Source organism: Kineococcus auxinigenes (genome assembly GCF_050871525.1).
GTDB lineage: Bacteria > Actinomycetota > Actinomycetes > Actinomycetales > Kineococcaceae > Kineococcus.
The window spans coordinates 45,938-68,282 of record NZ_JBKBCT010000001.1; the positions used below are offsets into that span (position 1 = coordinate 45,938).

Consider the following 22,345-nt stretch of genomic DNA (forward strand, 5'->3'; position numbering starts at 1 on the left):
CCCGGGCGAGGACCCCGGCGCCGACGAGTGCGGATACCCCCTTGAACTAAAGAGCTAATGGCATTAACTTCGTCGACATGACCCCCACGGAGTTCCTGGACCGCCCCGGCGGCCGCATCGCCACCACGAGCACCGGCGCCGGCCCCCTCGTCGTCGCCGTCCCCGGCATGGGGGACGTCACGAGCGTCTACCGCGACCTCGCCGGTGAGGTGGTGGACGCCGGGTTCCGCCTCGTCCTGGCCGACCTGCGCGGCCACGGCGCCTCGGACACCACGTTCCGCGAGCACGGCGACGAGGCGACCGCCGACGACCTGATCGCGCTGCTCGAGGACGCCGGCGAACCCGCCGTCCTGGTCGGGAACTCCATGAGCGCCTCCGCCGCCGTGCTCGTCGCCGCGCGCCGGCCCGACCTCGTCACCGGCCTGGTGCTGATCTGCCCCTTCCTGCGGCCCACCGCCCCGCGCCGGGCCGAGCCGTTCCTGCGCCTGGCGTACCGGGTGCTGCTGGCCCGCCCGTGGGGCGCTCGCACCTGGACGGCGGTCTACGCGCGGCTGAACCGCGGGCGCCGCGCCCCCTGGCTCGGCGAGCACCTGCGCGAGCTGTGCTCCTCCCTGTCCGACCCCGCGCGCCTGGCGTCGCTGCGCCGCCTCGCGGTCTCCCTCGACCACTCGGTCGTGCCGCCGCACCTGCCCCGGGTCAGCGCGCCGACCCTCCTCGTCGTGGGCGCCCTCGACCCCGACTACCCGGACCCGGCCGCCGAGCTGTCCTGGATGGCTTCCCGGCTGCCCGCCGAGACGCTCCTGGTGACCGAGGCCGGGCACTACCCGCACGCCCAGCGCCCGGACGTCGTCACCCCCCGGGTCGTGCGGTTCCTGCAGCGGGTGCGCAGCGGCACCGCCGGTACAGCCGGCACCGCCGGGACCGTCGCCGGTGCCTAGGGCCGGGCTGTCCAGGAGCGCGGTCGTCGCCCTGGCCGTCGAACTCGTCGAGGGTTCCTGGAGCGGGCCGTCTGAGCTCTCGTTGTCCGCCGTCGCCGCCCGCGCCGGGGTGTCCACTCCCAGCCTCTACAAGCACGTCGCCTCCCTCGCCGAACTCCGTGCCGAGGTCGCCCTCGTGGCGGTGCGCGAGCTGACCGGCGCGTGCACCGCCGCGACCGTCGGCCGTTCCGGCGAGGACGCGCTGCGCGTCCTGGCCGGTGCCGTGCGCGGGTTCGCCCGGGACCGGCCCGGCCTGTACGCGGCGGCCCAGTTCGACGCCGCTGCCGGCACCACCCCCGAGCTGGCGGAGGCGGCCGCCGCGCTCGTGGCCCTCTTCTCGGCCGTCCTGCGCGGTTTCGGCCTGCCCGGGGAGCGTTCGGTCGACGCCGTCCGCGCCGTGCGCTCAGCCGTCCACGGCTTCGTCGTCCTGGAGTCCCAGGGAGGTTTCCAGCTCCCCGACGACGTCGGCCGCAGCCTCGACACCCTGCTCGACGTCCTCGCCGCGGGACTGCGTTCCCTCGCCCCCTGATCCGGCGCCTCAGCGCCCGGGCGAGCGCGGGAGCCGGGGGTCGAGCACCCGCAGCACCGCCGCCAGCACGATCCCCGCGACGAGCACCACGCCCGTGCCCGCCAGCGCCGCCGGCACCCCGATCACGCCCGCGTCGAGGAACGGGTACGGGTACCAGCCCGTCGCGGCGCCGTGCGCGAACGTCCACGCCACCCACGCCAGCGGCCACGCGAACGCCAGGACGAGGGTGCGCCGGTCCAGCCGGGGCCGGGGGCCGAACAGCAGCCAGCCCAGCACGGTCGCCACCGGCGAGGCGTAGTGCACGGCGGCGTTGAGCCACCAGTCGATCCCGTCGTGCTGCAGGCCCGGGCCCAGGACCGTCACGTACACCACCCCGGTGATCGCGATGCCCAGCAGCGAGTCCAGCCGCAGCACCCGCCACGCGGGGCCGTCGCGGTCCGGCCGCAGCGCCAGGGAGAGCGCGGCGGCCAGCACCAGGACGTTGCTCTGGATGGTGAAGTAGCTGAACAGCCGCACCAGGGCGGTGCCGGTGCCGACGCCGGCCTGGGCGCCGCCGGGGTTCACGTCGGTGCCGGCCCGCACGAGCAGGACGACCTGCAGCACGAGGGCGCTGCCCACGAGGGCGGCGAGGGCGGCGTGCCAGAGGCGCGACGCGGTGCGGGTGGGGGGCTCGGTGCTCACCGGCCGATCGTCACCCGGGGCGCGGGGTCGGCGCTCACCGGCCCCGCGCGCCTCACCGGGTCGCGGCCAGCGCGGCGGCCTCGTAGCGGCGCAGCACGAGGTCGACCAGCAGCGGGTGCGGGCCCATCGGCTCGGCCACCGCGTCGGCGCCCGCGGCGGCCAGCCGCCGCGAGAACACCCCCGGCGCCAGCAGGTAGCTGGCCACCGCGACCCGCCGCGCCCCCGCGCGGCGCGCGGCGGCCACCGCGTCGGCGACGGCCGGTTCCTGCGCCGAGAGGAACCCCGTCGTCACCGGTGCGCGCAGGCGGGCCCCCAGCAGGCCGGCGGCGGCGCGCACGTCGCCCTGGGCGACCGCGTCGGAGGACCCGGCGGCGGCCAGCACCACCGCACCGTCGAAACCGGCGGGGTCCTCGCCCAGCGCCTCGCCCAGGCGCTGCAGCACCACGTCGGTGACCTCCTCGCCCGGGCCCAGGGCCGCGCCCGCCACGGAGAGCCCGCCGCTCGCGGCGACGGCCTCGGCGATGTCCACCCGCACGTGGTAGCCGCTGGACAGCAGCAGCGGCACCACGACGCTGCGCCGGCCGGCGGCGCTCAGCTCGCCGACCACCTCGGGCAGTTCGGGCCCGTGGACGTCGACGTGCGCGGCGCGCACGTCGAGGTCCGGGCGGGCGGCCGCCACGGCGGCGCGCAGCGCGTCCACGGTGCGACGTCCCTGCTCCGAGCGCGTGCCGTGCGAGCAGGCGACCAGGACGGGCCGGTCGGCGGAACGGTCGTCGGTGTCGTGCTCTGCGGGGTTCACGCGTCCTCCAGGACGTCCAGGCGGTAACCGCGCTTGACGAGGGTGCGCACGAGGTCGGGCGCCGGCAGGCCGCTGCGCAGCCGGGCGACGGTGACCTCCACGGCGTGCGCGTCGTTCGCGCCCGGCAGCACGCCCAGCAGCTCCTCGCGGGTCACGACGGCGCCGCGGGCGCGCGCCAGCCGGCGCAGCACCGCCAGCGGACCGGGCGCCAGGTCCAGCACCTGCCCGTCCAGGACGGCCGCCTGCGCCCGCAGCACCAGTTCCCCGCGCGCGGTGGCGACCCGCTCCAGCGGGTTGCCCGCCAGGTGCTCGGTGAGGGTGCGCAGCAGCGCGCCCAGCCGCCAGCGGTCCGGCACGAGCGGGTCGACGCCCGCCGCCCGCAACGGCTCGGCGGTGACGTCGCCCACGGCGCAGGCGACGGTCCCGCCGGCGAATGCGCGCAGCACCTCCTCGCGGCGGCCCGCGGCGCCCGCGGCCTCCAGCAGCGCGACGGCACCGGGGGCGCTGGTGAAGACCACCGCGTCCACCCGGCCGGCGGCGGTGAGGTCCACCAGTCGCTGCACGGCGTCGGGGTCCTCCGGCGGCAGCCAGCGGTACACCGCGATCCCGCGCACGCGGGCTCCGGCGGCGACCAGCGGCGCCAGCTGGCGCTCGTCGGCCGCGCCGTGCAGCTGCACCACGACCGAGCGGCCCGCGACCCCCTCGTCGACCATGTGCTGCACCGCTTCGGCGGTCTGCTCCGAGGCCGCCGACCACGCCTCGCGCAGCCCGTTGGCGCGGATGACGCCGGTCGCCTTGGGGCCGCGAGCCAGCAGCCGGGCGCGTCCGAGGGTCGTCAGCAGGTCGTCGGCCAGCCCGGCGGCGTCGGCGGCCTCCACCCAGCCGCGCAAGCCGATGCCGGTCGTCACCAGGACGTCGTCGGGCGGGTCGGCGATGACGTCGCGCGTGCCGGCCAGCAGCTGCTCGTCTTCGGTGAGCGGGACGATGCGCATGGTGGGGGCGTGCACCACGCGGGCGCCCTTGCGGGTGAGGCTGGCGATCATGTCGTCGGAGCGTCGGTCGCTGGTGATCCCGACGGTCACGCCGAGCAGCGGGGTCCCCGCGGCGGCGGGTTCGGGTGCCCGCGGAGCCGGCGGGGTCGGGAGCGCGGGGGCCGCGGCCGGCATGTCGTTCACCCTCCCGGACAGTAGGCGACGGCGCTGGCGGGCGCCACGAGCCCACCGGTGCCGGCGGTCCGCGAGGGGCGCGCCGAGGCGACCTGCCCGATCGTGGCGGCGAGGTCGGCGACCGCGCCCACCACGACCACGGCGGGCGAGCGCACGCCGCGCTCGGTGGCCACCCGCGCGATCTCGCGCAGCGGGGCGGTGGTGGTGCGCTGGTGCGTGGTCCAGCCCCGCTCCACCACGGCCACCGGGGTGGAGGGGTCCTTGCCGTGCGCGATGAGGCCCTCCGCCAGGGCCGCCAGGGTCGTCACGCCCATCAGGACCACGAGGGTGCCCTCCAGGGCGGCCAGCGCCGTCAGGGCCGCGGGGCCGGGCACGTCGTGGCCGGTGAGGACGGTGACGGAGCGGGCCAGGCCGCGGTGGGTGACGGGGATCCCCGCGGCGGCCGGCACCGAGAACGCGCTGGTCACCCCGGGCACGACCTCCACCTCGACGCCCGCCGCGCGGCAGGCGAGGACCTCCTCGCCGCCGCGGCCGAGCACGTAGCCGTCGCCGCCCTTGAGGCGCACGACGTTCCGCCCGGTGCGGGCGGCCTCGACGAGCAGGCGGTTGATCTCCTCCTGCGGCACGGGGTGGTGGTCGGGGGTCTTGCCGACGTCGACGACCTCGACGTCCTCGCCGAGCTCGGCCAGGACGCCGGTGGGTGCGAGGCGGTCCACCACCACGAGGTCGGCCTCGGCCAGGCGCCGCCGTCCGCGCAGGGTGAGCAGGTCCACCTCGCCGGGGCCGCCGCCGACGAGGGTGACCCGCCCGGGCCCTCCCGCCCCGCGCCGCAGCGGCGCGGCACCACCGTCCAGCCAGCGGCCCAGCGCCTCCTTCAGGGCCCGCGCGCGGCGCGGGTCGCGCCCGGCTGAGACGGAGAGCGTCACGGTGCCGCCGTCGACCTCGCGGCGCACCACCGCGGGCGTCCAGGCCGCCGAGGCCGCCGCGTCGTCGGCGCGCACGCACCAGGTGCGCCGCTGCTCGGCCGCCGCCGCGAGGGCCGCGTCGGTGCCGGGGTCCCCGGTGGCGGTGTGCACGAGCCACGCGCCCTCGACGTCCTCGGCGACGGCCTCGCGCTGGTGCCACGTCAGCCGCGGCAGCAGGTCGCGCAGGTCCTCGCACACCGCCGGGGCGACGAGGTGGACGTCCGCGCCGGCTCCCAGCAGGTCCGCGGTGCGCCGGGCGGCGACGGGGCCGCCGCCGGCGACCAGCACCCGGCGGCCGGTCAGGTCCAGGTGCAGCGGGTAGTGCACCGCCGGGTCGTGCACCGCCGGGTCGTGCACCGCCGGGTCGTGCCCGGTGCTCACAGCTCCACCGAGACGCGGCCGTCGGGGCCCACCGAGCAGGGGTGCACGGCGAGCGGGGGCTGCCCGCTCGTGGACTCCCCGGTGTCCAGGTCGAAGGTGTTCAGGTGCAGCGGGCACACGACGACGCGCTCGTCGATCTGCCCGTCGGCCAGCGGGCCGCCGGCGTGCGGGCAGGCGGCCTGCACGGCGGTGACCTTGCCGCTGCGCCGGCGGAACACGGCGATCTGCTCCCCGCCGACGGCGAAGGCGCGGCCCTCGCCGGGCGGGATGTCCTGAAGCGAGCACAGGTCGTGCCGGGTCCGGGTGGGGTCGGCGGGACGGGTGGGGACGCTCATCGGGGGACCTCCGCGGTCGAGGGGGCGGCCTCGGCGTTGGCGTGCACCTCGGGCAGCAGGCCGCCGGGGGCGCCGGCCGGCCGGTTCGGCACCAGCGGCAGCGCGACCAGCGGCAGGGACGGGCGGAACTGGCCGGGGGTGACGGGCTGCTCGCCCTCCTGCCAGGGGTCGCGGTAGTTGTCCACCGTGGCCTGCATGCGCTCGTCCAGCCCCTCCGCCACGCCGTCGCTGTCCTCGACGAGGACGGCCCGCACGCGCTCGATGCCCAACCGTGGCACGAACTCGTAGGTGCGCTCCAGCCAGTTGCCCCACTCGCGGTAGAACTGGATGAACCGGCCCGTGAGGGTGAGCACCTCCTGGGGCGAGTCCACGGTGGCCAGCAGGTCCGCCTTGCGCACCGAGGCGCCCGCGGCGCCGCCGACGTGCACCTCCCACTTGCCGGCCCCGATCGCCACCACACCGATGTCCTTGACGTACGCCTCGGCGCAGTTGCGCGGGCAGCCCACCACGCCCAGCTTCAGCTTGGCGGGGGTCTCGATGCCCTGGAACCGCGTCTCCATGTCGATGCCGAGCTGGGTGGAGTCACCCAGGCCGAAGCGGCAGTAGTCGGTGCCCACGCACGTCTTCACGGTGCGCACGCTCTTGCCGTACGCGTACCCCGACGGCATGCCCAGGTCCTTCCAGACCTGCGGCAGGTCCTCCTTCTTCAGCCCCAGCAGGTCGATGCGCTGCCCGCCGGTGACCTTCACCAGGCCGACGTCGTACTTGCGGGCCACCGCCGCGATCTTCTCCAGCTGCTCCGGGGTGGTGACGCCGCCCTTCATCTGCGGGACCACCGAGAAGGTGCCGTCGCGCTGGATGTTGGCGTGGACGCGGTCGTTGATGAACCGCCCGTCGCGCTCCTCCTCGATGCCCTCGGGCCACATCATCCGCAGCAGCGAGGTCAGGCCCATCTTGGACTTGGCGTCCTCGGCGCCGCCGGGGGCCAGTTCCCGGAAGACCGCCGAGACGGACTTCAGGCCCTTGGCCCGGATCGCCGCCATGAGTTCCGGCTTGGCCATCGGGATGCCGGGCACGTACCAGTTCGCCGACTCGTCGACGGTGAGGGCGCCGCCGGCGGCCCACTGGGTGATCTGCTCGACCACGGACTTGCAGGAACCGCAGCCCTTGGCGGCCCTGGTGGCGCCCATGACGGCGTTCAGCGAGGTCGCCCCGCCCTCCACCGCCTGCACGATGGCGCCCTTGGTGACGCCGTTGCAGTTGCAGACCTGCGCGTGGTCGTCGAGCTCGGCGACACCGACCTCCTCGCCGGGGGTGCCCAGGTCGAACAGCAGCGACATCCGCTCCTCCGGCAGCGGAAGCCCCTGGTCGAACGCCTGCTGCAGGAACGCGGTCTTGCGCACGTCGCCCAGCAGGGTCGCCCCCACCAGGCGGTTCTCGCGGATCACGACGTTGAGGTAGACGCCGCGGTGCGGTTCGGAGAAGACGACGAACTCGTCGTCGTCGCCCTCCGGGCCGGGCAGGCCCATCTGCACCACGTCGACCCCGGCGACCTTCAGCTTCGTGGCGGTGCGCGAGCCGTGGTACTCCGCGTCCGGGTCGGCACCGGTGAGGTGGTCGGCCAGGACGCCGGCCTGCTCCCACAGCGGCGCCACCAGGCCGTACGTCTCGCCGCGGTGCTGCACGCACTCGCCGATGGCGTACACCTCGCCGGCCTCGCCCTCGCAGCGCATCCGGTCGTCCACGACGACGCCGCGCTCGACCTCCAGGCCCGAGCGCAGCGCGACCTCCGTGTTCGGGCGGATGCCCGCCGCGACGACCACGAGGTCGGCGTCGAGCACTTCGCCGTCGGGTAGTTCCACGCCGGTGACCCGGTCGGTGCCGTGCACGCCCTTCGTGCGGACCCCGGTGTGCACGCGGATGCCCAGCGCCTCGATGGAGCGGCGCAGCACCCGCCCGGCCTCGGGGCCGAGCTGCTGGTTCATCAGGTGCTTCGGGGAGTGCACCAGGTCGACCTGCACGCCGTGGGTGGCCAGGCCGTGGGCGGCTTCCAGGCCGAGCAGGCCGCCGCCGATGACGACGGCGCGGCGGTGCGTGCGGGCCGCGGCCAGCAGGGCCCGGGTGTCGTCCAGGGTGCGGAACGCGAACACCCCGTCCAGCAGGGAACCGTCCTCGCGGCGCAACCCGTCCATGGAGGGGAAGAACGGCGTCGCACCCGTCGCCAGGACCAGCACGTCGTACGGCGTGGTGGCGCCGGTGGCGTCGTGGACCACCTTGGCGAAGGTGTCGACGCGTTCGACGGCGACACCGGCGCGCAGGTCGATGCCGTTCTCGGTGTACCAGGGCAGGGAGTTCAGGACGATGCCGTCCTCGTCCTCCTGCCCGGCCAGCACGTGCGAGAGCATGATGCGGTTGTAGTTGCCGTAGGGCTCGGCGCCGAAGACGGTGACGTCGAACTGCTGGGCGCCGCCGCGTTCGAGGACCTCCTCCACGGCGCGGGCGCCGGCCATGCCGTTGCCGACGACGACGAGCCGGCGCTTGCGGCTGCGCTGGTGCGGCAGCTCGGCGGTGCGGGTGCTGGTGGTCGTGGTCACGGCGCTCACACCTCCACCAGGCCGAGGTCGACGACGACGGTGCCGCTCAGCCCCTCGGGGGCGGCGACGCGCAGCTCGATCGTCGCGGGCGCCTCCAGGTCCTCCACGATGCGCAGCGGCACGTGCGTGGACCCGGCCGCCGCGATGGGGAACCAGCGCATCGGGACCCCGTCGCGCAGGAGGACGACGGACACCATCTCCGGGGTCGAGTTGCCGCCGCGGAAGTACACGGCCTGGGCGCGGGAACCGTCGGGGACGGTGTACGACTCCAGGCCCTCGATGACGGTGGGCTTCTCCAGCCCGGTGCCGGTGAACCGGTAGGCGCCTTGCAGGAAGCGGGGGGTCGAGCTCACGGGGTCCTCCTCGAGGTCCGGTGCGTGGTGGTCGGGACGCTCGGTCAGGTGTCGATCGGGTGGGACGGGGATCAGATGGCCGTGCCGGCGAACCGGGTGGCGCGGCCTCGGACGTAGACGGCGGCGGTGACGGCGGCGCAGAGGGCGTAGAAACCGATGAAGCCGACCAGGGCCGGAGCCAGGGAGCCCGTGGCCGTGATGGAGGTGGCGAAGACGCGGGGGATGATGAAACCGCCGTAGGCGCCGATGCCGGCGGCGATGCCGATGCACGCCGCGGCCTCCCGCTTGGCCAGCGTCAGCGCCGCGGTGTCCCCGGGGGCGATCCCGGAGCGGAAGATCGCCGGGATCATGCGGTAGATCGAGCCGTTGCCCATGCCGCTGGCGACGAACAGCACGAGGAACGAGCCGAAGAACAGCGTGAAGCTGCCGATGCCCAGGGCCGCGATGACGCCGATCGCACCGAGGGACATGACCGCGTAGGCGCCGATGCTCACGCTGGCGCCGGAGAGCCGGTCCGAGAGCCGGCCGCCGTAGGGGCGGGCCAGCGAGCCGACGAGGGCGCCGATGAAGGCCAGCGTCAGCGGCACCGCCGGCAGGCCGATGAAGCCCCAGTCGAAGGACACCTCGGGGAACTGGTTCCTGATGAGCGTGGGGAACACCCCGGCGTAGCCGATGAAGGAGCCGAAGGTGCCGATGTAGAGGAAGGAGACGACCCAGGTGTGCTTGTTGCGCAGGGCCGCCGCGTAACCGCTGAAGTCGGCCCTGGCGGTGGACAGGTTGTCCATGTACCGCCAGGCCAGGACCGCGGCGAGCACCGCGAGCGGGACGATCATCAGCCCGGCGCGCTCCAGCGCGAGGCCGCCGCCGACGATGACGACCACCGGGACGATCAGCTGCACCACCGCCACGCCCAGGTTGCCGCCGGCCGCGTTCAGGCCCAGGGCCGCGCCCTTCTCCCGCTCGGGGAAGAAGAAGGAGATGTTGGCCATGCTGCTGGCGAAGTTGCCGCCGCCGACGCCGGCGGTCGCGGCCACGAGCACCATGAGCCAGAACGGCGTGTCCGGGTTCTGCACCACGACCGCCAGGCCGACGCACGGCACGATCAGCAGCAGCGCCGACACGACGGTCCAGTTGCGCCCGCCGAAGCGGGGCACCGCGAACGTGTAGGGGAAGCGCAGCGTGGCTCCCACGAGGTTCGGGATCGCGATGAGCCAGAACTGCTGGTTCGCGCTGAGCGCGAAACCCGCCGCGTTCAGCGAGGGCGTCACGATCGTCCACAGCTGCCACACCGAGAAGCCGAGGAACTCCGCGAAGATCGACAGCCACAGGTTGCGGCGGGCGGCCGGGCGGCCGGTGGACTCCCACTGGCTGCGGTCCTCGGGGTCGTAGTGGTCGACCCAGCGGCCGGGGCGCGGGCGCGGGATCGTGCCGGTCGCGTCGTCGTGCTCCTCGGTGACGGCCATCGTGCTGACTCCTCAGGGGTGCGGGGTCCTGGCCCGGTGGGGCAGCGGTGCCGGCGGAGCCGCTGGTGCACCGCCGTGTCCCCGACGCTAGGGACGGCGTGTTACCGCTCCCGCTCGCCCGTGTTTCACCGACGACACGTTGTCCTCACCTGTCGGGCCCGCCCCTGTGAGGAACGCGGGTCAGTACACGTCCCGCAGGTACCGCCCGGCGGCGGCCAGCTCCCTCACGTGGTCGGCGGCCTCCTGCTCGTCCACGCGGCCGTGGACCTCCACGACCCGCCGCAGGGCGGCGTCGACGTCCTTGGCCATCCGGCTCGCGTCGCCGCACACGTACAGGAAGGCCCCCTCGCGCAGCCACGCCCACAGCTGCTCGCCGTGCTGGAGCATGCGGTCCTGCACGTACACCTTCTCGTCCTGGTCGCGCGAGAACGCCAGCGTCAGGCGGGTGAGGAAGCCGTCGTCGCGCATGTCCTCCAGCTCCTCGCGGTAGTAGTAGTCCGTCGTGGAGCGGCGCTCGCCGAAGAAGAGCCAGTTGCGACCGGTGTGCCCCAGCGCCCGCCGCTCGTGCAGGAACGCGCGGAACGGCGCCACCCCGGTACCGGGGCCGACCATGACCATCGGGGCGTCGGGGTCGGCGGGCGGGCGGAAGGACGTCGCGGGCTGCACGAACACCGGCACCCGCTCGCCCTCGCGGCACCGGTCCGCCAGGAACGCCGAGCACAGCCCGCCGCGGGCGCGGCCGTCCACCTCGTAGCGCACGACGCCGACCGTGAGCTGCACCTCGCGCGGGTCGACCAGGGAGGAGGATGAGATCGAGTACTGCCGCGGCTGCAGCCGCTTGAGGACCGCCGCCCACTCCTCGCCGTCGGCGCGGGCGGGGAAGCGGGCCAGCACGTCGGCGACCGACCGCCCGTGCAGCCAGCCGCGCAGCTCGCCGGAGCGCGCCGGGGCCAGCAGCCCGCCGAGCTCAGCGCCGCGGGTGCGCGCGGCGACCAGGCGCAGCAGGTCCGGCCCGGCCCGCCGCAGGTCCAGGTGCCGGGTGGCGGCCTCGCGCCAGCTCGTCTCCCCGACCCCGTCCAGGACCACCGCGCCGTCCGCGTCCAGCCCGCTCGCGCGCAGGAAGCCGTGCACCTCCGCCGCGTCGTTGGCGGCCCACACGCCCAGCGCGTCGCCGGCCCGGTAGGTCACGTCCTCGGGCAGGGCGAAGCCGAAGCGGCGCACCTCCTTGCCGGAGGCGGGGGCGGTCAGGAGCTCGTTGCGCACCAGGGGGGCGGGTACCGGCGCGCTGCGGCTGCCGCCGTGCGCGCGCCGGGGGCCCGTGCCCACCCCGTGGCCCACCTCGCGGCCCACCCGCTGGGCCGGCACGGCGGGGTGCGCCGGCGCCGCGGACGGTCCCAGACGCTCCACGACGGTGCGGAACCACCGCTCGGCCTTGTCCTCCTCGCCCGGTTCGCAGTCCGTGCGCTCGGCGAGGCGCGTGGCGCCCAGCTCCTCCAGGCGCGCGTCCAGCCGGCGCCCGTGCCCGCAGAAGTCGGCGTAGCTGGAATCGCCCATCGCCAGCACCGCGAAGCGGGTCGACTCCAGGCGGGGCGCGTCCGGGGCGCGCAGCGCCGACCACAGGGCCGCGCCGTTGTCCGGGGCGTCGCCGTCGCCGAAGGTGCTCGTGACCACCAGCACGGTGCCCGCCCCGGCCACGGCCCCCGGGTCGGTGGTGTCCATGGCCCGCAGGTCCACGGCGTACCCGCCCGCGCGCAGCTGCTCGGCGAAGGTCTCGGCGCGCTCGGCGGCGCCACCGGTCTGCGAGGCCCACAGCACCGTCACGCGCTGCGCGGGGTCCTCCTCGGGCGCGCGCGAGAACATCCCGGCGAGCAGCCCGTCCACCCAGGCGCGGGTGCGGGTGTCGAAGGGCGCGGACGGCGGCAGCACCGGCACGCCCGTGACCCCCTCCTGACGGCGCCCCTGCAGCACGCCGTCGAGGTAGGTGCGCTGCACCTCGTCCAGCGCCGGCGGCGCGGACGCGGCGGCGACCAGGACGGGCGGCTGCGCGTTCTCGTCCGCCGCGCCCTCGTCCGTCGCGGTGCCGCCGGTGCCGGGGCCCCCGGGGCGCGGGCCCACGCGGGTCAGGCGCACCGCGCTGACCTTGAACTCCGGCTGGAACGAGACCGGGTCCACCGCGTCGTTCGTGACGGCGTTGACGGCCAGGTACTCGCCGTAGGAGTCGTTCCAGTGGAACGGCGCGAAGCAGCCGCCCGGCTGGACGCGGTCGCTGACGCGCGCGGGCAGCACGGCGCGCCCGCGGCGGGACGCGATCTCCACTTCCTCGCCCTCGGCGATCCCCAGGGTGCGCGCGTCGTCGGGGTGCACCTCCACGAAGGGCCCGGGGTCCAGCGCCGTGAGCCTGGCGACCTTGCCGGTCTTGGTCATGGTGTGCCACTGGTGCTGCACGCGCCCCGTCGTCAGCACGAACGGGTGGTCCTCGTCGGGCAGCTCCGCGGGGTCCACGTGCGGGCGGGCGAGGAACTGCGCGCGCCCGTTCGGCGTGGCGAAGCGGAAGCCGTCGCCGGCGCGGTAGCGCACCGGGTTGCGCCGGCCCTCGTCGCCGGGCGGGCTGGGCCACTGCGCCGGCCCGCCGCGCAGCTTGGCGTAGTCGATGCCGCGCAGGTCGTACCCGGTGCTCGGGTTGGCGAACCGGCGGATCTCCTCGAACACCTCCTCGGAGGACGAGAACGCGAACGCCTCGCCGTGCCCGAGCTCCGTGGCGACCATCGCGATGAGCCGCCAGTCGGGCAGCGCGTCGCCGGGGGCGTCCACGGCCTGCGGCAGCAGGGTCAGGGTGCGCTCGGAGTTCACGGTGACGTACGTGGACTCCGCCCACAGCGCCGCCGGCAGCAGGACGTCGGCGTAGGCGGTGGTCTCGGTGTCGGCGAAGGCGTCCTGGCAGACGACCAGTTCCGCCGCCTCCAGGCCCTCGACGACGGTGCGGCGGTTGGCGACCGAGGCGACGGGGTTGGTGCAGACGATCCAGCACGCCTTCACCTCGCCGGCGGCCATCCGCTCGAACACGTCGACGGTTCCGGTGCCGGTGTCCGGGCGGATCGTCCCGCGCGGCAGGCCCCACACGTCCTCGGTGAAGGTGCGGTCCTCCTCCACCAGGACCGAGCGCTGCCCGGGCAGGCCGGGGCCCATGTAGCCCATCTCCCGCCCGCCCATCGCGTTGGGCTGCCCGGTCAGGGAGAACGGCCCGCTGCCGCGGCGCCCGATGGCGCCGGTGGCCAGGTGCAGGTTGCACAGGGCGTTGGTGTTCCAGGTGCCGTGGGTGCTCTGGTTCAGCCCCATCGTCCAGCACGACATCCAGTTCCCGGCCTCGCCGATCCAGCGCGCGGCGGTGCGCAGGTCCTCCTCGGCCACCCCGGTGACCGCGCTGACGGCGGCGGGGGAGTAGTCCGCGAGCAGCGCCTCGACGGCGTCCCAGCCGTCGGTGAACCGCTCGACGAACGCGGTGTCGACGTGACCGGCCTCGACGATCAGGTGCAGCAGGCCGTTGAGCAGGGCCAGGTCGGTGCCGGGGCGGATCTGCAGGAACAGGTCGGCCCGCTCGGCCGTGGCCGTGCGGCGCGGGTCCACCACGATCAGCTTCGCGCCGGCCTTCAGCCGGTCCGCCATCCGCAGGAACAGGACCGGGTGGCAGTCGGCCATGTTGGCGCCGGTGACGAGGAAGACGTCGGCGTGGTCGAAGTCGTCGTAGGAACCGGGCGGGCCGTCGGCGCCCAGGGAGGACTTGTAGCCGGCGCCGGCGCTGGCCATGCACAGGCGGGAGTTCGACTCCAGGTGCCGCGTGCGCAGGTACCCCTTGGCGAGCTTGGTCGCCAGGTACTGCGCCTCCAGCGACATCTGCCCCGACACGTACAGGGCGACCGCGTCGGGGCCGTGCTCCTCCACGATCGCCCGCAGCCGCGCGGCGGTGCTCGCGACCACCTCCGCCAGTGCGGCGTCGACCGGCTGGGCACCCCGCTCGGGGCGCACCGCAGCCCGCTCCAGCCGGCCCCCGGCCAGCATGAACTCCGCGCTCGTGGCGCCCTTGGTGCACAGGCGTCCCGCGTTGGCCGGGTGCTGCCGGTCACCGGTGACGCCCTGGGCGGTGCGCCGGCCGGTGACCGGGTCGGTCCGGACCTGCAGGACGATCCCGCAGCCCACGCCGCAGTACGAGCAGGACGTGCGCACCGTCCGCGGGGAGGCGTCGGTGGAGGTCTCGGGCGCCATGGGCCCAGCAGAGCCGATCCGTGTTTCCGGGGCGTTTCCCGGCCGTCACGCCGGGGCTGCCTCGCCCTCACAGCGGGTGCTGAGCGGTGAGATCGCGGTGCGGGTCAGTCCCGCAGGTCCAGCCGGGCCACCTGCGCCTCGTCCAGCTGCACGCCCAGCCCCGCCGTCGAGGAGCGCAGCTCGTCGATGCTGCGCGGGCCCACGATGGGGAACGTGGGGAACGGCTGGGCCAGCACGAACGCCAGCGCGACGGCCGTCGCCGGCACGCCCAGTTCCGCCGCCAGCTCCTCCGCCCGCCGCTTGCGCTCGAAGTTGGCGTCGCTGTAGTAGCAGCGCACCAGGTCGGCGTCGCGGCGGTCGGCCGGGTCGGCGCGGGCGAAGAACCCGCGCGCCTGCGAGGACCACGGCAGCAGCGGCACCTGCCGCTCGGTCAGCCAGCGCTTGGAGGCCGCGTCGGTGACGTGCTGGCACCCCGCCCAGGGCACGTCCAGCGCCTCGGCCAGGCCGAAGTGGTTGCTGAGCACCGAGAAGCCCCGCTTGCCGTTCGCGGCGGCCCACGCGTTCGCCTCGTCGAACCGCTCCAGCGTCCAGTTGGAGACGCCGAACACGCCGATGCGCCCGGCGTCGGCGTGCTCGTTGAGCACGTCGACGAACTCGCCCACCGGCACGTCCAGGTTGTCGCGGTGCAGCAGGTACAGCTCGGCGCGCTCGCGCTGCTGGTTCTCCAGCGACTCCAGCAGCTGCCACGTCATGCCCTGCGGGGTGCACTCGGGGGTGTGCCCGCCCTTGGCGACGACGACCGCCTCGGAGTGCAGCCCGCGGTTGGTCAGCCACTGCCCCAGCAGCTTCTCGTAGCGGCCCTGCCCGTACCACCAGGACGTGTCGAACGTCGTGCCGCCGGCCTCCCAGAACGCGTCGAACAGCGCGGACGCGTGCGCGAGGTCGGGCTGGTTGTCCACGCCCATGACGACGCGGGACAGGGGCTTGTCGAGCCCTTCGACGTTGCCGTAGCGCATCGGGTTCGGGGAGGCGACCCGCAGCGGCAGGCCGGAGACGGGGGGGATCGCGGCGGTGTCGCGCTCGAAGGGGTAGCGCACCCCGACCGCCGCGCGCCAGCGGTCGAGCACCGCGGACGTGGCCAGGGAGTCGTCCAGGGAGTGCTCCACCGCACCGGCCGAGACGTCCTCGCCGCGCCCGGCCGCCTCGGCCAGCCGCGCCAGCGCCGCCGCCTCGGCGGCGTAGGGCAGGTGCCCCTCGGTCTCGGGGCCGAACGTGATGACCTGCTCGGGCTCGCCGGCCCGGCGCAGCACGATGCCCGTGCCGGCGCCGATCGCCCACGGGTCGGCCAGGTGGATCGAGCCGGCCGAGCCGTGCACCGCCACCGCCGGCGGCTCGGCCAGGCGCACGCCGGTGCGCACCGTGGCGGTGACGCCGCCGTCGAACTCCAGCGCGGCCACGGCCCACTCGTCCACCCCGGTGGGGCCGACCGTGCCCGACCCGCGCAGCGAGGTGAGCACCGCCGGTCGCCCCAGGGCGGCGGCCGCCACGGCGCGGGCCATCGTCACGGGGTAGCCGCCCACGTCGAGGATCCCGCCGCCGGCCAGGTCCGCGTCGAACAGGCGGCCGGTGGGGGAGCCCGCGGCGAAGGAGAAGCTCGCGTCGACGTGCAGCACCCGCCCCACGGCGCCGGAGCGCACCAGATCCAGCAGGGCGCGCTGCTGGGGGTGGAAGGCGTACATGTACGCCTCCAGCAGCACCCGTCCGCTGGTGCGGGCGGCGTCCACGACGGCCATGGCGCTGCCGTGGTTGGGCGCCAGCGGCTTCTCGCACAGCACGTGCTTGCCGGCGCGCAGCGCGGCGATCGCCAGGGGGGCGTGGACGGTGTGCACGGTGGCGACGTAGACGGCGTCGACGCCCGGGTCGGCCAGGACCTCGGCGTGGGTGCCGGTGCGCGCGCCGGGGGCGACCTCGTCGGCGAACGCGCGCGCCCGCTCGGCGCCGGAGCTGCCGACGGCGACGATCTCGCCGGCCCCGGAGGAGGGCAGCTGGGAGGCGAAGCGGCGGGCGATGGAGCCGGGGCCGAGCACGGCCCAGCGCAGGGGGGCAGCAGGGGGCGTCACGGGACGCTCCTTCGCGGTCGTGGGGGAGCACCGTGATCGGTCACGGCGGCCCCGGGAGCCTAGGGAGGCGGCGCACGGCCGGTCAACGCCCCCGCCCGCCGGGGCCCCGCGCCCGCGCCCGGGCCGGCTCCGGGACCTAGGATCGCGGGGTGAGCCCCGACACCCCCGCGAACGCCCCCGCAGCGCAGCCGGACGGTCCCGTCGCGGCCCCCGGCGTCGACGTCAAGCCCCGCAGCCGACAGGTCACCGACGGCCTGGAGGCCACGGCCTCGCGCGGGATGCTGCGCGCGGTCGGCATGGGCGACGAGGACTGGGTCAAGCCGCAGATCGGCGTGGCCTCCAGCTGGAACGAGATCACCCCCTGCAACCTGCCGCTGGACCGCCTGGCCAAGGCCGTCAAGGACGGCGTGCACGCCGCGAAGGGGTTCCCGCTGGAGTTCGGCACGATCTCCGTCTCCGACGGCATCTCCATGGGGCACGAGGGGATGCACTACTCCCTGGTCAGCCGCGAGGTCATCGCCGACTCCGTGGAGACCGTGATCAGCGCCGAGCGCCTCGACGGATCGGTCCTGCTGGCCGGCTGCGACAAGTCCCTGCCCGGCATGCTCATGGCCGCCGCCCGCCTGGACCTGGCCAGCGTGTTCCTCTACGCCGGCACGATCCTGCCCGGCCGGGCGAAGCTGTCCGACGGCAGCGAGCACGAGGTCACCCTCATCGACGCCTTCGAGGCCGTGGGCGCCTGCGCGCGCGGGCTGATGTCCCGCGAGGACGTCGACACCATCGAGCGCGCCATCTGCCCGGGCGAGGGCGCCTGCGGCGGCATGTACACCGCGAACACCATGGCGGCCGCCGCGGAGGCGCTGGGCATGTCGCTGCCCGGCAGCGCGGCCCCGCCGGCCACGGACCGCCGCCGCGACGGGTTCGCGCGCCGCTCCGGCCAGGCGGTGGTGAACCTGCTGGCGAACGGGATCACCGCCCGGCAGATCATGACCAAGGAGGCGTTCGAGAACGCCATCGCCGTGGTCATGGCGCTGGGCGGCTCCACCAACGCGGTGCTGCACCTGCTGGCCATCGCCTACGAGGCCGAGGTGGACCTGACGCTGGCGGACTTCGACCGCATCGCGGGGAAGGTGCCGCACCTGGGCGACCTGAAGCCCTTCGGCCGGCACGTCATGGTGGACGTGGACCGCATCGGCGGCATCCCGGTGGTCATGCGCGCGCTGCTGGACGCCGGCCTGCTGCACGGGGACACCCTGACGGTGACGGGCCGGACGATGGCGGAGAACCTCGCGGAGATCTCCCCGCCCGACGTCGACGGCGTGGTGCTGCGGGCGCTGGACGACCCGATCCACCGCACCGGCGGCATCACGATCCTCTCGGGCAACCTCGCCCCGGGCGGTGCGGTCGTCAAGAGCGCCGGGTTCGACTCGGAGGTCTTCGAGGGCACCGCGCGGGTCTTCGAGCGCGAGCGCGCGGCGCTGGACGCCCTGGAGGACGGCACGATCGGCGCGGGCGACGTGGTCGTCATCCGCTACGAGGGCCCCAAGGGCGGCCCGGGCATGCGCGAGATGCTCGCCATCACCGGCGCGATCAAGGGCGCCGGGCTGGGCAAGGACGTGCTGCTGCTGACCGACGGGCGCTTCTCCGGCGGCACCACGGGGCTGTGCGTGGGGCACGTGGCGCCCGAGGCCGTGGACGGCGGGCCGATCGCCCTCGTGCGCGACGGCGACCCGGTCCGCCTGGACGTGGCGGGCAAGACGCTCGAGGTGCTCGTCGAGGACGCTGAGCTGGCGCGCCGCCGGGAGGGCTGGGAGCCGCTGCCGCCGGTGTTCACGCGCGGCGTGCTCGCCAAGTACGCCAAGCAGGTGCAGTCCGCCTCCGTGGGGGCCGTCTGCAGCTGAGCGGTCGTGAGCCGCCGGGGCGCGGTGTCCAGCACGTGGACCTGCTGTCCACGATGTGAGACGTGACGCCCCGGCGGCTGACACCGCCGGGAGGGGCGACTACCGTGCTGCTCATGCGGTTCCTCGTAGCCATCGGACAGCGCGCCCGCTGAGGTCGACGACGATCGACCCGCCGAGCGCGCGACCCCTCACCCACCTACGCGGCGGAGGGGTCTTTTCGCGTCCGGCGCACCGAGCGGCCGGTCGCGTCCGACGACTGCAGGACCCGAGCCGCACCGCCGAGGAGGACTCCAGATGGCCCACGAGCCGATCAGCACCACGCCGATCAGCACCACGCCGGCCGGCGAGCAGGGCCCCAGCGGCCTGCCGCTGGACCCCACGCTCCCCGTCGCGTCGCTCACCGGCGCGCAGAGCCTGGTCCGCTCCCTGGAGGCGGTAGGGGTCGAGGTCGTCTTCGGCATCCCCGGCGGCGCGATCCTGCCCGCCTACGACCCGCTGATGGACTCCCCGCACGTGCGGCACATCCTCGTGCGCCACGAGCAGGGCGCCGGGCACGCGGCCGAGGGGTACGCCGTGGCCACCGGCAAGGTGGGCGTGTGCATGGCCACCTCCGGCCCGGGCGCCACGAACCTCGTCACGCCCATCGCGGACGCCAACATGGACTCCGTGCCGATGGTGGCCATCACCGGGCAGGTGGGCGCCGCGGCCATCGGCACCGACGCCTTCCAGGAAGCCGACATCGCCGGCATCACCACGCCGATCACCAAGCACAACTACCTGGTGACCGACCCCGCCGACATCCCGCGCGTGATCGCCGAGGCGTTCCACCTGGCCGCCACCGGACGTCCCGGCCCGGTCCTCGTGGACGTCGCCAAGTCCGCGCTGCAGGCGCGCACCTCCTTCGAGTGGCCCACCTCGGTGGACCTGCCCGGGTACCGCCCGGTCACGCGCCCGCACGGCAAGCAGGTCAAGGAGGCCGCGCGGCTCATCGCCGCCGCGCAGCGCCCGGTGCTGTACGTCGGCGGCGGCGTGGTCAAGGCCGACGCCTCCCCGGAGCTGCGCGCCCTGGCCGACCTGACGGGCATCCCCGCCGTCACCACGCTCATGGCCCGCGGGGCCCTGCCCGACTCCCACCCGTCCAACCTGGGCATGCCCGGCATGCACGGCACCGTCGCGGCGGTGGCGGCCCTGCAGAAGTCCGACCTGCTCATCACCCTGGGCGCCCGCTTCGACGACCGCGTCACGGGCGAGCTGTCCAGCTTCGCGCAGGGCGCCAAGGTGATCCACGCCGACATCGACCCCGCCGAGATCGGCAAGAACCGCGCGGTGGACGTGCCCATCGTCGGCGACGCCAAGCTGGTGCTGGCCGAGCTGACCACCGCGGTGGCCGCGGAGTTCGAGGCCAACGGGCGCGCCGACACCACCGCCTGGACCGAGCAGACCCAGTCCTGGAAGCGCACCTACCCGCTGGGCTACACCGAGCCGGACGACGGCACCCTCTCGCCCCAGCACGTCATCGAGCGCATCGGCGCCATCGCCGGCCCGGAGGCGGTCTACGTCTCCGGCGTGGGCCAGCACCAGATGTGGTCGGCCCAGTTCGTGAAGTACGAGAACCCGCGCACCTGGCTGAACTCCGGTGGGCTGGGGACGATGGGCTACGCCGTGCCGGCGGCCATGGGCGCCAAGGTGGGGCGCCCCGACACCGTCGTGTGGGCCATCGACGGCGACGGCTGCTTCCAGATGACCAACCAGGAGCTGGCCACCTGCACCCTCAACGGCATCCCCGTGAAGGTGGCGATCATCAACAACTCGAGCCTCGGCATGGTCCGCCAGTGGCAGACCCTGTTCTACTCCGAGCGCTACTCCAACACCGACCTGCACTCCGGCGACCACTCGACGCACTCCGCGCCGGTCCCGGACTTCGTCAAGCTCGCGGACGCCTACGGGTGCGTGGGCCTGCGCTGCGAGCGCCCCGAGGACGTCGACGCCACCATCGAGAAGGCGATGGCGATCAACGACGTGCCCGTCGTCGTGGACTTCCGCGTCCACCGCGACGCGATGGTCTGGCCGATGGTCGCCGCCGGCGTGAGCAACGACCAGATCCAGTACGCCCGCGGGCTGTCCCCGGAGTGGGACCGCGAGGCCGACAGCGACGGCGTGTCCAGCGACGACCCCGCCGCGCAGAAGGTGATCTCCTGATGAGCCGCCACACCCTGTCCGTCCTGGTCGAGAACCGGCCCGGTGTCCTGATGCGCATCACCTCGCTGTTCGCGCGCAGGAACTTCAACATCCACTCCCTCACGGTCGGACCGACCGAGCGCAGCGAGATCTCCCGGATGACCATCGTCGTCGACGTGGCCTCGCAGCCCCTGGAGCAGGTGACGAAGCAGCTCAACAAGCTCGTGAACGTCCTGAAGATCGTCGAGCTCGAGGACGACGCCTCGGTCCAGCGCGAGCTGGTGCTCGTGAAGGTCCGCGCCGACGCCTCCGCCCGCGGCGAGGTCGTCGACACCGTGGCGCTGTTCCGCGCCCACGTCGTCGACGTCTCCCCGGACGCGGTCACCGTCGAGGCCACCGGCAGCCCCGAGAAGCTGGCCGCGCTGCTGCGCGTGCTGGAGCCGTTCGGCATCCGCGAGCTCGTCCAGTCCGGTGCCGTCGCGCTCGCGCGCGGCGGCCGGGCCATCTCCGACCGCGCCCTGCGCTCGGCCTGAACCACCCACCCGCAACGCACGAACCGACGAGGAGAGAACCCCACGTGGCCGAGATGTTCTACGACGACGACGCCGACCTGACCAGGATCACCGGCAAGAAGGTGGCGGTCCTGGGCTTCGGCAGCCAGGGCCACGCCCACGCCCTGTCGCTGCGCGACTCCGGCGTCGACGTCGTCGTCGGCCTGAAGGAGGGCTCCAAGAGCCGCGCCAAGGCCGAGGAGCAGGGCCTGCAGGTCCTCACCCCGTTCGAGGCGTCCAAGGCCGCCGACGTCATCATGGTCCTGGTTCCGGACCACCTGCAGCGCGGCCTGTACGCCGAGGCGATCGAGCCGAACCTGACCGCCGGCAAGGCGCTGTTCTTCAGCCACGGCTTCAACATCCGCTTCGGCTACATCAAGCCCCCGGCGGACGTCGACGTCGTCATGGTCGCCCCCAAGGGCCCGGGCCACCTGGTGCGCCGCGAGTACGTCGACGGCCGCGGCGTGCCGGTCATCGTCGCGGTGGAGCAGGACGCCACCGGTGGCGCCTGGGACCTCGCGCTGGCCTACGCCAAGGCCATCGGCGGCCTGCGCGCCGGCGGCATCAAGACCACCTTCACCGAGGAGACCGAGACCGACCTGTTCGGCGAGCAGGCCGTGCTGTGCGGTGGCGCCTCCGCGCTGGTGCAGACCGGTTTCGAGGTCCTCACCGAGGCCGGCTACCAGCCGGAGGTCGCCTACTTCGAGTGCCTGCACGAGCTGAAGCTCATCGTCGACCTCATGTACGAGGGTGGCATCGCCAAGCAGCGCTGGAGCGTCTCGGACACCGCCGAGTGGGGCGACTACGTCTCCGGCCCGCGCGTCATCGACGCCTCGGTCAAGGAGCGCATGAAGGAGGTCCTGAAGGACATCCAGGACGGCACCTTCGCCCAGCGCTTCATCGAGGACCAGGACGCCGGCGCCCCGGAGTTCAAGCGCCTGCGCGCCGAGGCCGAGCAGCACCCGATCGAGGCCACCGGCCGCGAGCTGCGCAAGCTCATGGCGTGGGTGAAGTCGGACGACTCCGACTACGTCGAGGGTTCCGCCGCCCGCTGACACCGCGCGTCCCGTGCCCCCGCGTCCCTCCCGGGAC

16 protein-coding genes are annotated in these 22,345 nt (G+C 74.7%); 6 read left to right on the forward strand and 10 right to left on the reverse strand.

The window, feature by feature from the left end; all coding sequences use genetic code 11:
* Positions 1–77 precede the first annotated feature (77 nt).
* Entirely contained in the window at positions 78–938 is an 861-nt protein-coding gene (locus ACRYR9_RS00195; protein WP_432493012.1) for an alpha/beta fold hydrolase, read from the forward strand.
* Positions 931–1,506 (forward strand): TetR/AcrR family transcriptional regulator, encoded by a 576-nt coding sequence (locus tag ACRYR9_RS00200; RefSeq protein ID WP_432493014.1) that lies wholly within the window; start codon positions 931–933, stop codon positions 1,504–1,506. The genes ACRYR9_RS00195 and ACRYR9_RS00200 overlap by 8 nt, the downstream gene beginning before the upstream one ends.
* Before the next feature lie 9 nt (positions 1,507–1,515).
* Here the strand turns inward: ACRYR9_RS00200 and ACRYR9_RS00205 are convergent, their stop codons facing one another.
* The 10 genes from ACRYR9_RS00205 to ACRYR9_RS00250 form a co-directional block, all read right to left on the reverse strand.
* The gene (locus ACRYR9_RS00205; protein WP_432493016.1) at positions 1,516–2,187 is read right to left on the reverse strand and encodes a Pr6Pr family membrane protein; all 672 of its coding nucleotides are present in this window, start codon (positions 2,185–2,187) and stop codon (positions 1,516–1,518) included.
* Positions 2,188–2,239: 52 nt separating this feature from the next.
* Complete coding sequence (locus ACRYR9_RS00210) at positions 2,240–2,986, reverse strand: sirohydrochlorin chelatase (protein WP_432493018.1); 747 nt, start codon at positions 2,984–2,986, stop codon at positions 2,240–2,242.
* Positions 2,983–4,152, reverse strand: coding sequence for a uroporphyrinogen-III synthase (locus ACRYR9_RS00215; RefSeq protein WP_432493050.1), 1,170 nt, complete (start codon positions 4,150–4,152; stop codon positions 2,983–2,985). Before ACRYR9_RS00215 ends, ACRYR9_RS00210 begins: the two co-directional genes overlap by 4 nt.
* A 5-nt stretch (positions 4,153–4,157) precedes the next feature.
* The gene (gene cobA / locus ACRYR9_RS00220; protein WP_432493020.1) at positions 4,158–5,498 is read right to left on the reverse strand and encodes a uroporphyrinogen-III C-methyltransferase; all 1,341 of its coding nucleotides are present in this window, start codon (positions 5,496–5,498) and stop codon (positions 4,158–4,160) included.
* Positions 5,495–5,833, reverse strand: coding sequence for a Rieske (2Fe-2S) protein (locus ACRYR9_RS00225; RefSeq protein ID WP_432493022.1), 339 nt, complete (start codon positions 5,831–5,833; stop codon positions 5,495–5,497). Before ACRYR9_RS00225 ends, cobA begins: the two co-directional genes overlap by 4 nt.
* Entirely contained in the window at positions 5,830–8,427 is a 2,598-nt protein-coding gene (gene nirB / locus ACRYR9_RS00230; protein WP_432493024.1) for a nitrite reductase large subunit NirB, read from the reverse strand. The genes ACRYR9_RS00225 and nirB overlap by 4 nt, the downstream gene beginning before the upstream one ends.
* Before the next feature lie 5 nt (positions 8,428–8,432).
* A complete protein-coding gene (locus ACRYR9_RS00235) occupies positions 8,433–8,780 on the reverse strand; it encodes a molybdopterin oxidoreductase (RefSeq protein ID WP_432493026.1) in 348 nt (115 codons plus the stop codon).
* A gap of 71 nt (positions 8,781–8,851) precedes the next feature.
* Positions 8,852–10,243, reverse strand: coding sequence for an MFS transporter (locus tag ACRYR9_RS00240; RefSeq protein ID WP_432493028.1), 1,392 nt, complete (start codon positions 10,241–10,243; stop codon positions 8,852–8,854).
* Positions 10,244–10,423: 180 nt separating this feature from the next.
* A complete protein-coding gene (locus tag ACRYR9_RS00245) occupies positions 10,424–14,503 on the reverse strand; it encodes a molybdopterin-dependent oxidoreductase (RefSeq protein WP_432493030.1) in 4,080 nt (1,359 codons plus the stop codon).
* A 104-nt stretch (positions 14,504–14,607) separates the two neighbouring features.
* The gene (locus ACRYR9_RS00250) at positions 14,608–16,623 is read right to left on the reverse strand and encodes an aldo/keto reductase (RefSeq protein ID WP_432493032.1); all 2,016 of its coding nucleotides are present in this window, start codon (positions 16,621–16,623) and stop codon (positions 14,608–14,610) included.
* Positions 16,624–16,772: 149 nt separating this feature from the next.
* Here ACRYR9_RS00250 and ilvD point away from each other — a divergent pair, with 149 nt between their 5' ends.
* The 4 genes from ilvD to ilvC all read left to right on the forward strand — a co-directional run bounded on the left by ilvD (position 16,773) and on the right by ilvC (position 22,308).
* Positions 16,773–18,524, forward strand: coding sequence for a dihydroxy-acid dehydratase (ilvD, locus tag ACRYR9_RS00255; protein WP_432493034.1), 1,752 nt, complete (start codon positions 16,773–16,775; stop codon positions 18,522–18,524).
* Positions 18,525–18,818: 294 nt separating this feature from the next.
* Positions 18,819–20,723, forward strand: a complete 1,905-nt coding sequence (locus tag ACRYR9_RS00260) for an acetolactate synthase large subunit (protein ID WP_432493036.1) — start codon at positions 18,819–18,821, stop codon at positions 20,721–20,723.
* The gene (gene ilvN, locus ACRYR9_RS00265) at positions 20,723–21,235 is read left to right on the forward strand and encodes an acetolactate synthase small subunit (protein ID WP_432493038.1); all 513 of its coding nucleotides are present in this window, start codon (positions 20,723–20,725) and stop codon (positions 21,233–21,235) included. The genes ACRYR9_RS00260 and ilvN overlap by 1 nt, the downstream gene beginning before the upstream one ends.
* Positions 21,236–21,279: 44 nt before the next feature.
* Positions 21,280–22,308, forward strand: coding sequence for a ketol-acid reductoisomerase (gene ilvC, locus ACRYR9_RS00270; RefSeq protein ID WP_432493040.1), 1,029 nt, complete (start codon positions 21,280–21,282; stop codon positions 22,306–22,308).
* Positions 22,309–22,345: the final 37 nt, after the last annotated feature.

What these genes read in the sequence shown, in the direction of transcription:
- ACRYR9_RS00195 (WP_432493012.1), top strand. Translation starts at nt 78, where the DNA reads ATGACCCCCACGGAGTTCCTGGACCGCCCCGGCGGCCGCATCGCCACC.
- ilvN (WP_432493038.1), top strand. Translation starts at nt 20,723, where the DNA reads ATGAGCCGCCACACCCTGTCCGTCCTGGTCGAGAACCGGCCCGGTGTC.
- ACRYR9_RS00245 (WP_432493030.1), bottom strand. Translation starts at nt 14,503, where the DNA reads ATGGCGCCCGAGACCTCCACCGACGCCTCCCCGCGGACGGTGCGCACG.
- ACRYR9_RS00225 (WP_432493022.1), bottom strand. Translation starts at nt 5,833, where the DNA reads ATGAGCGTCCCCACCCGTCCCGCCGACCCCACCCGGACCCGGCACGAC.
- ACRYR9_RS00260 (WP_432493036.1), top strand. Translation starts at nt 18,819, where the DNA reads ATGGCCCACGAGCCGATCAGCACCACGCCGATCAGCACCACGCCGGCC.
- ACRYR9_RS00240 (WP_432493028.1), bottom strand. Translation starts at nt 10,243, where the DNA reads ATGGCCGTCACCGAGGAGCACGACGACGCGACCGGCACGATCCCGCGC.
- ACRYR9_RS00215 (WP_432493050.1), bottom strand. Translation starts at nt 4,152, where the DNA reads ATGCCGGCCGCGGCCCCCGCGCTCCCGACCCCGCCGGCTCCGCGGGCA.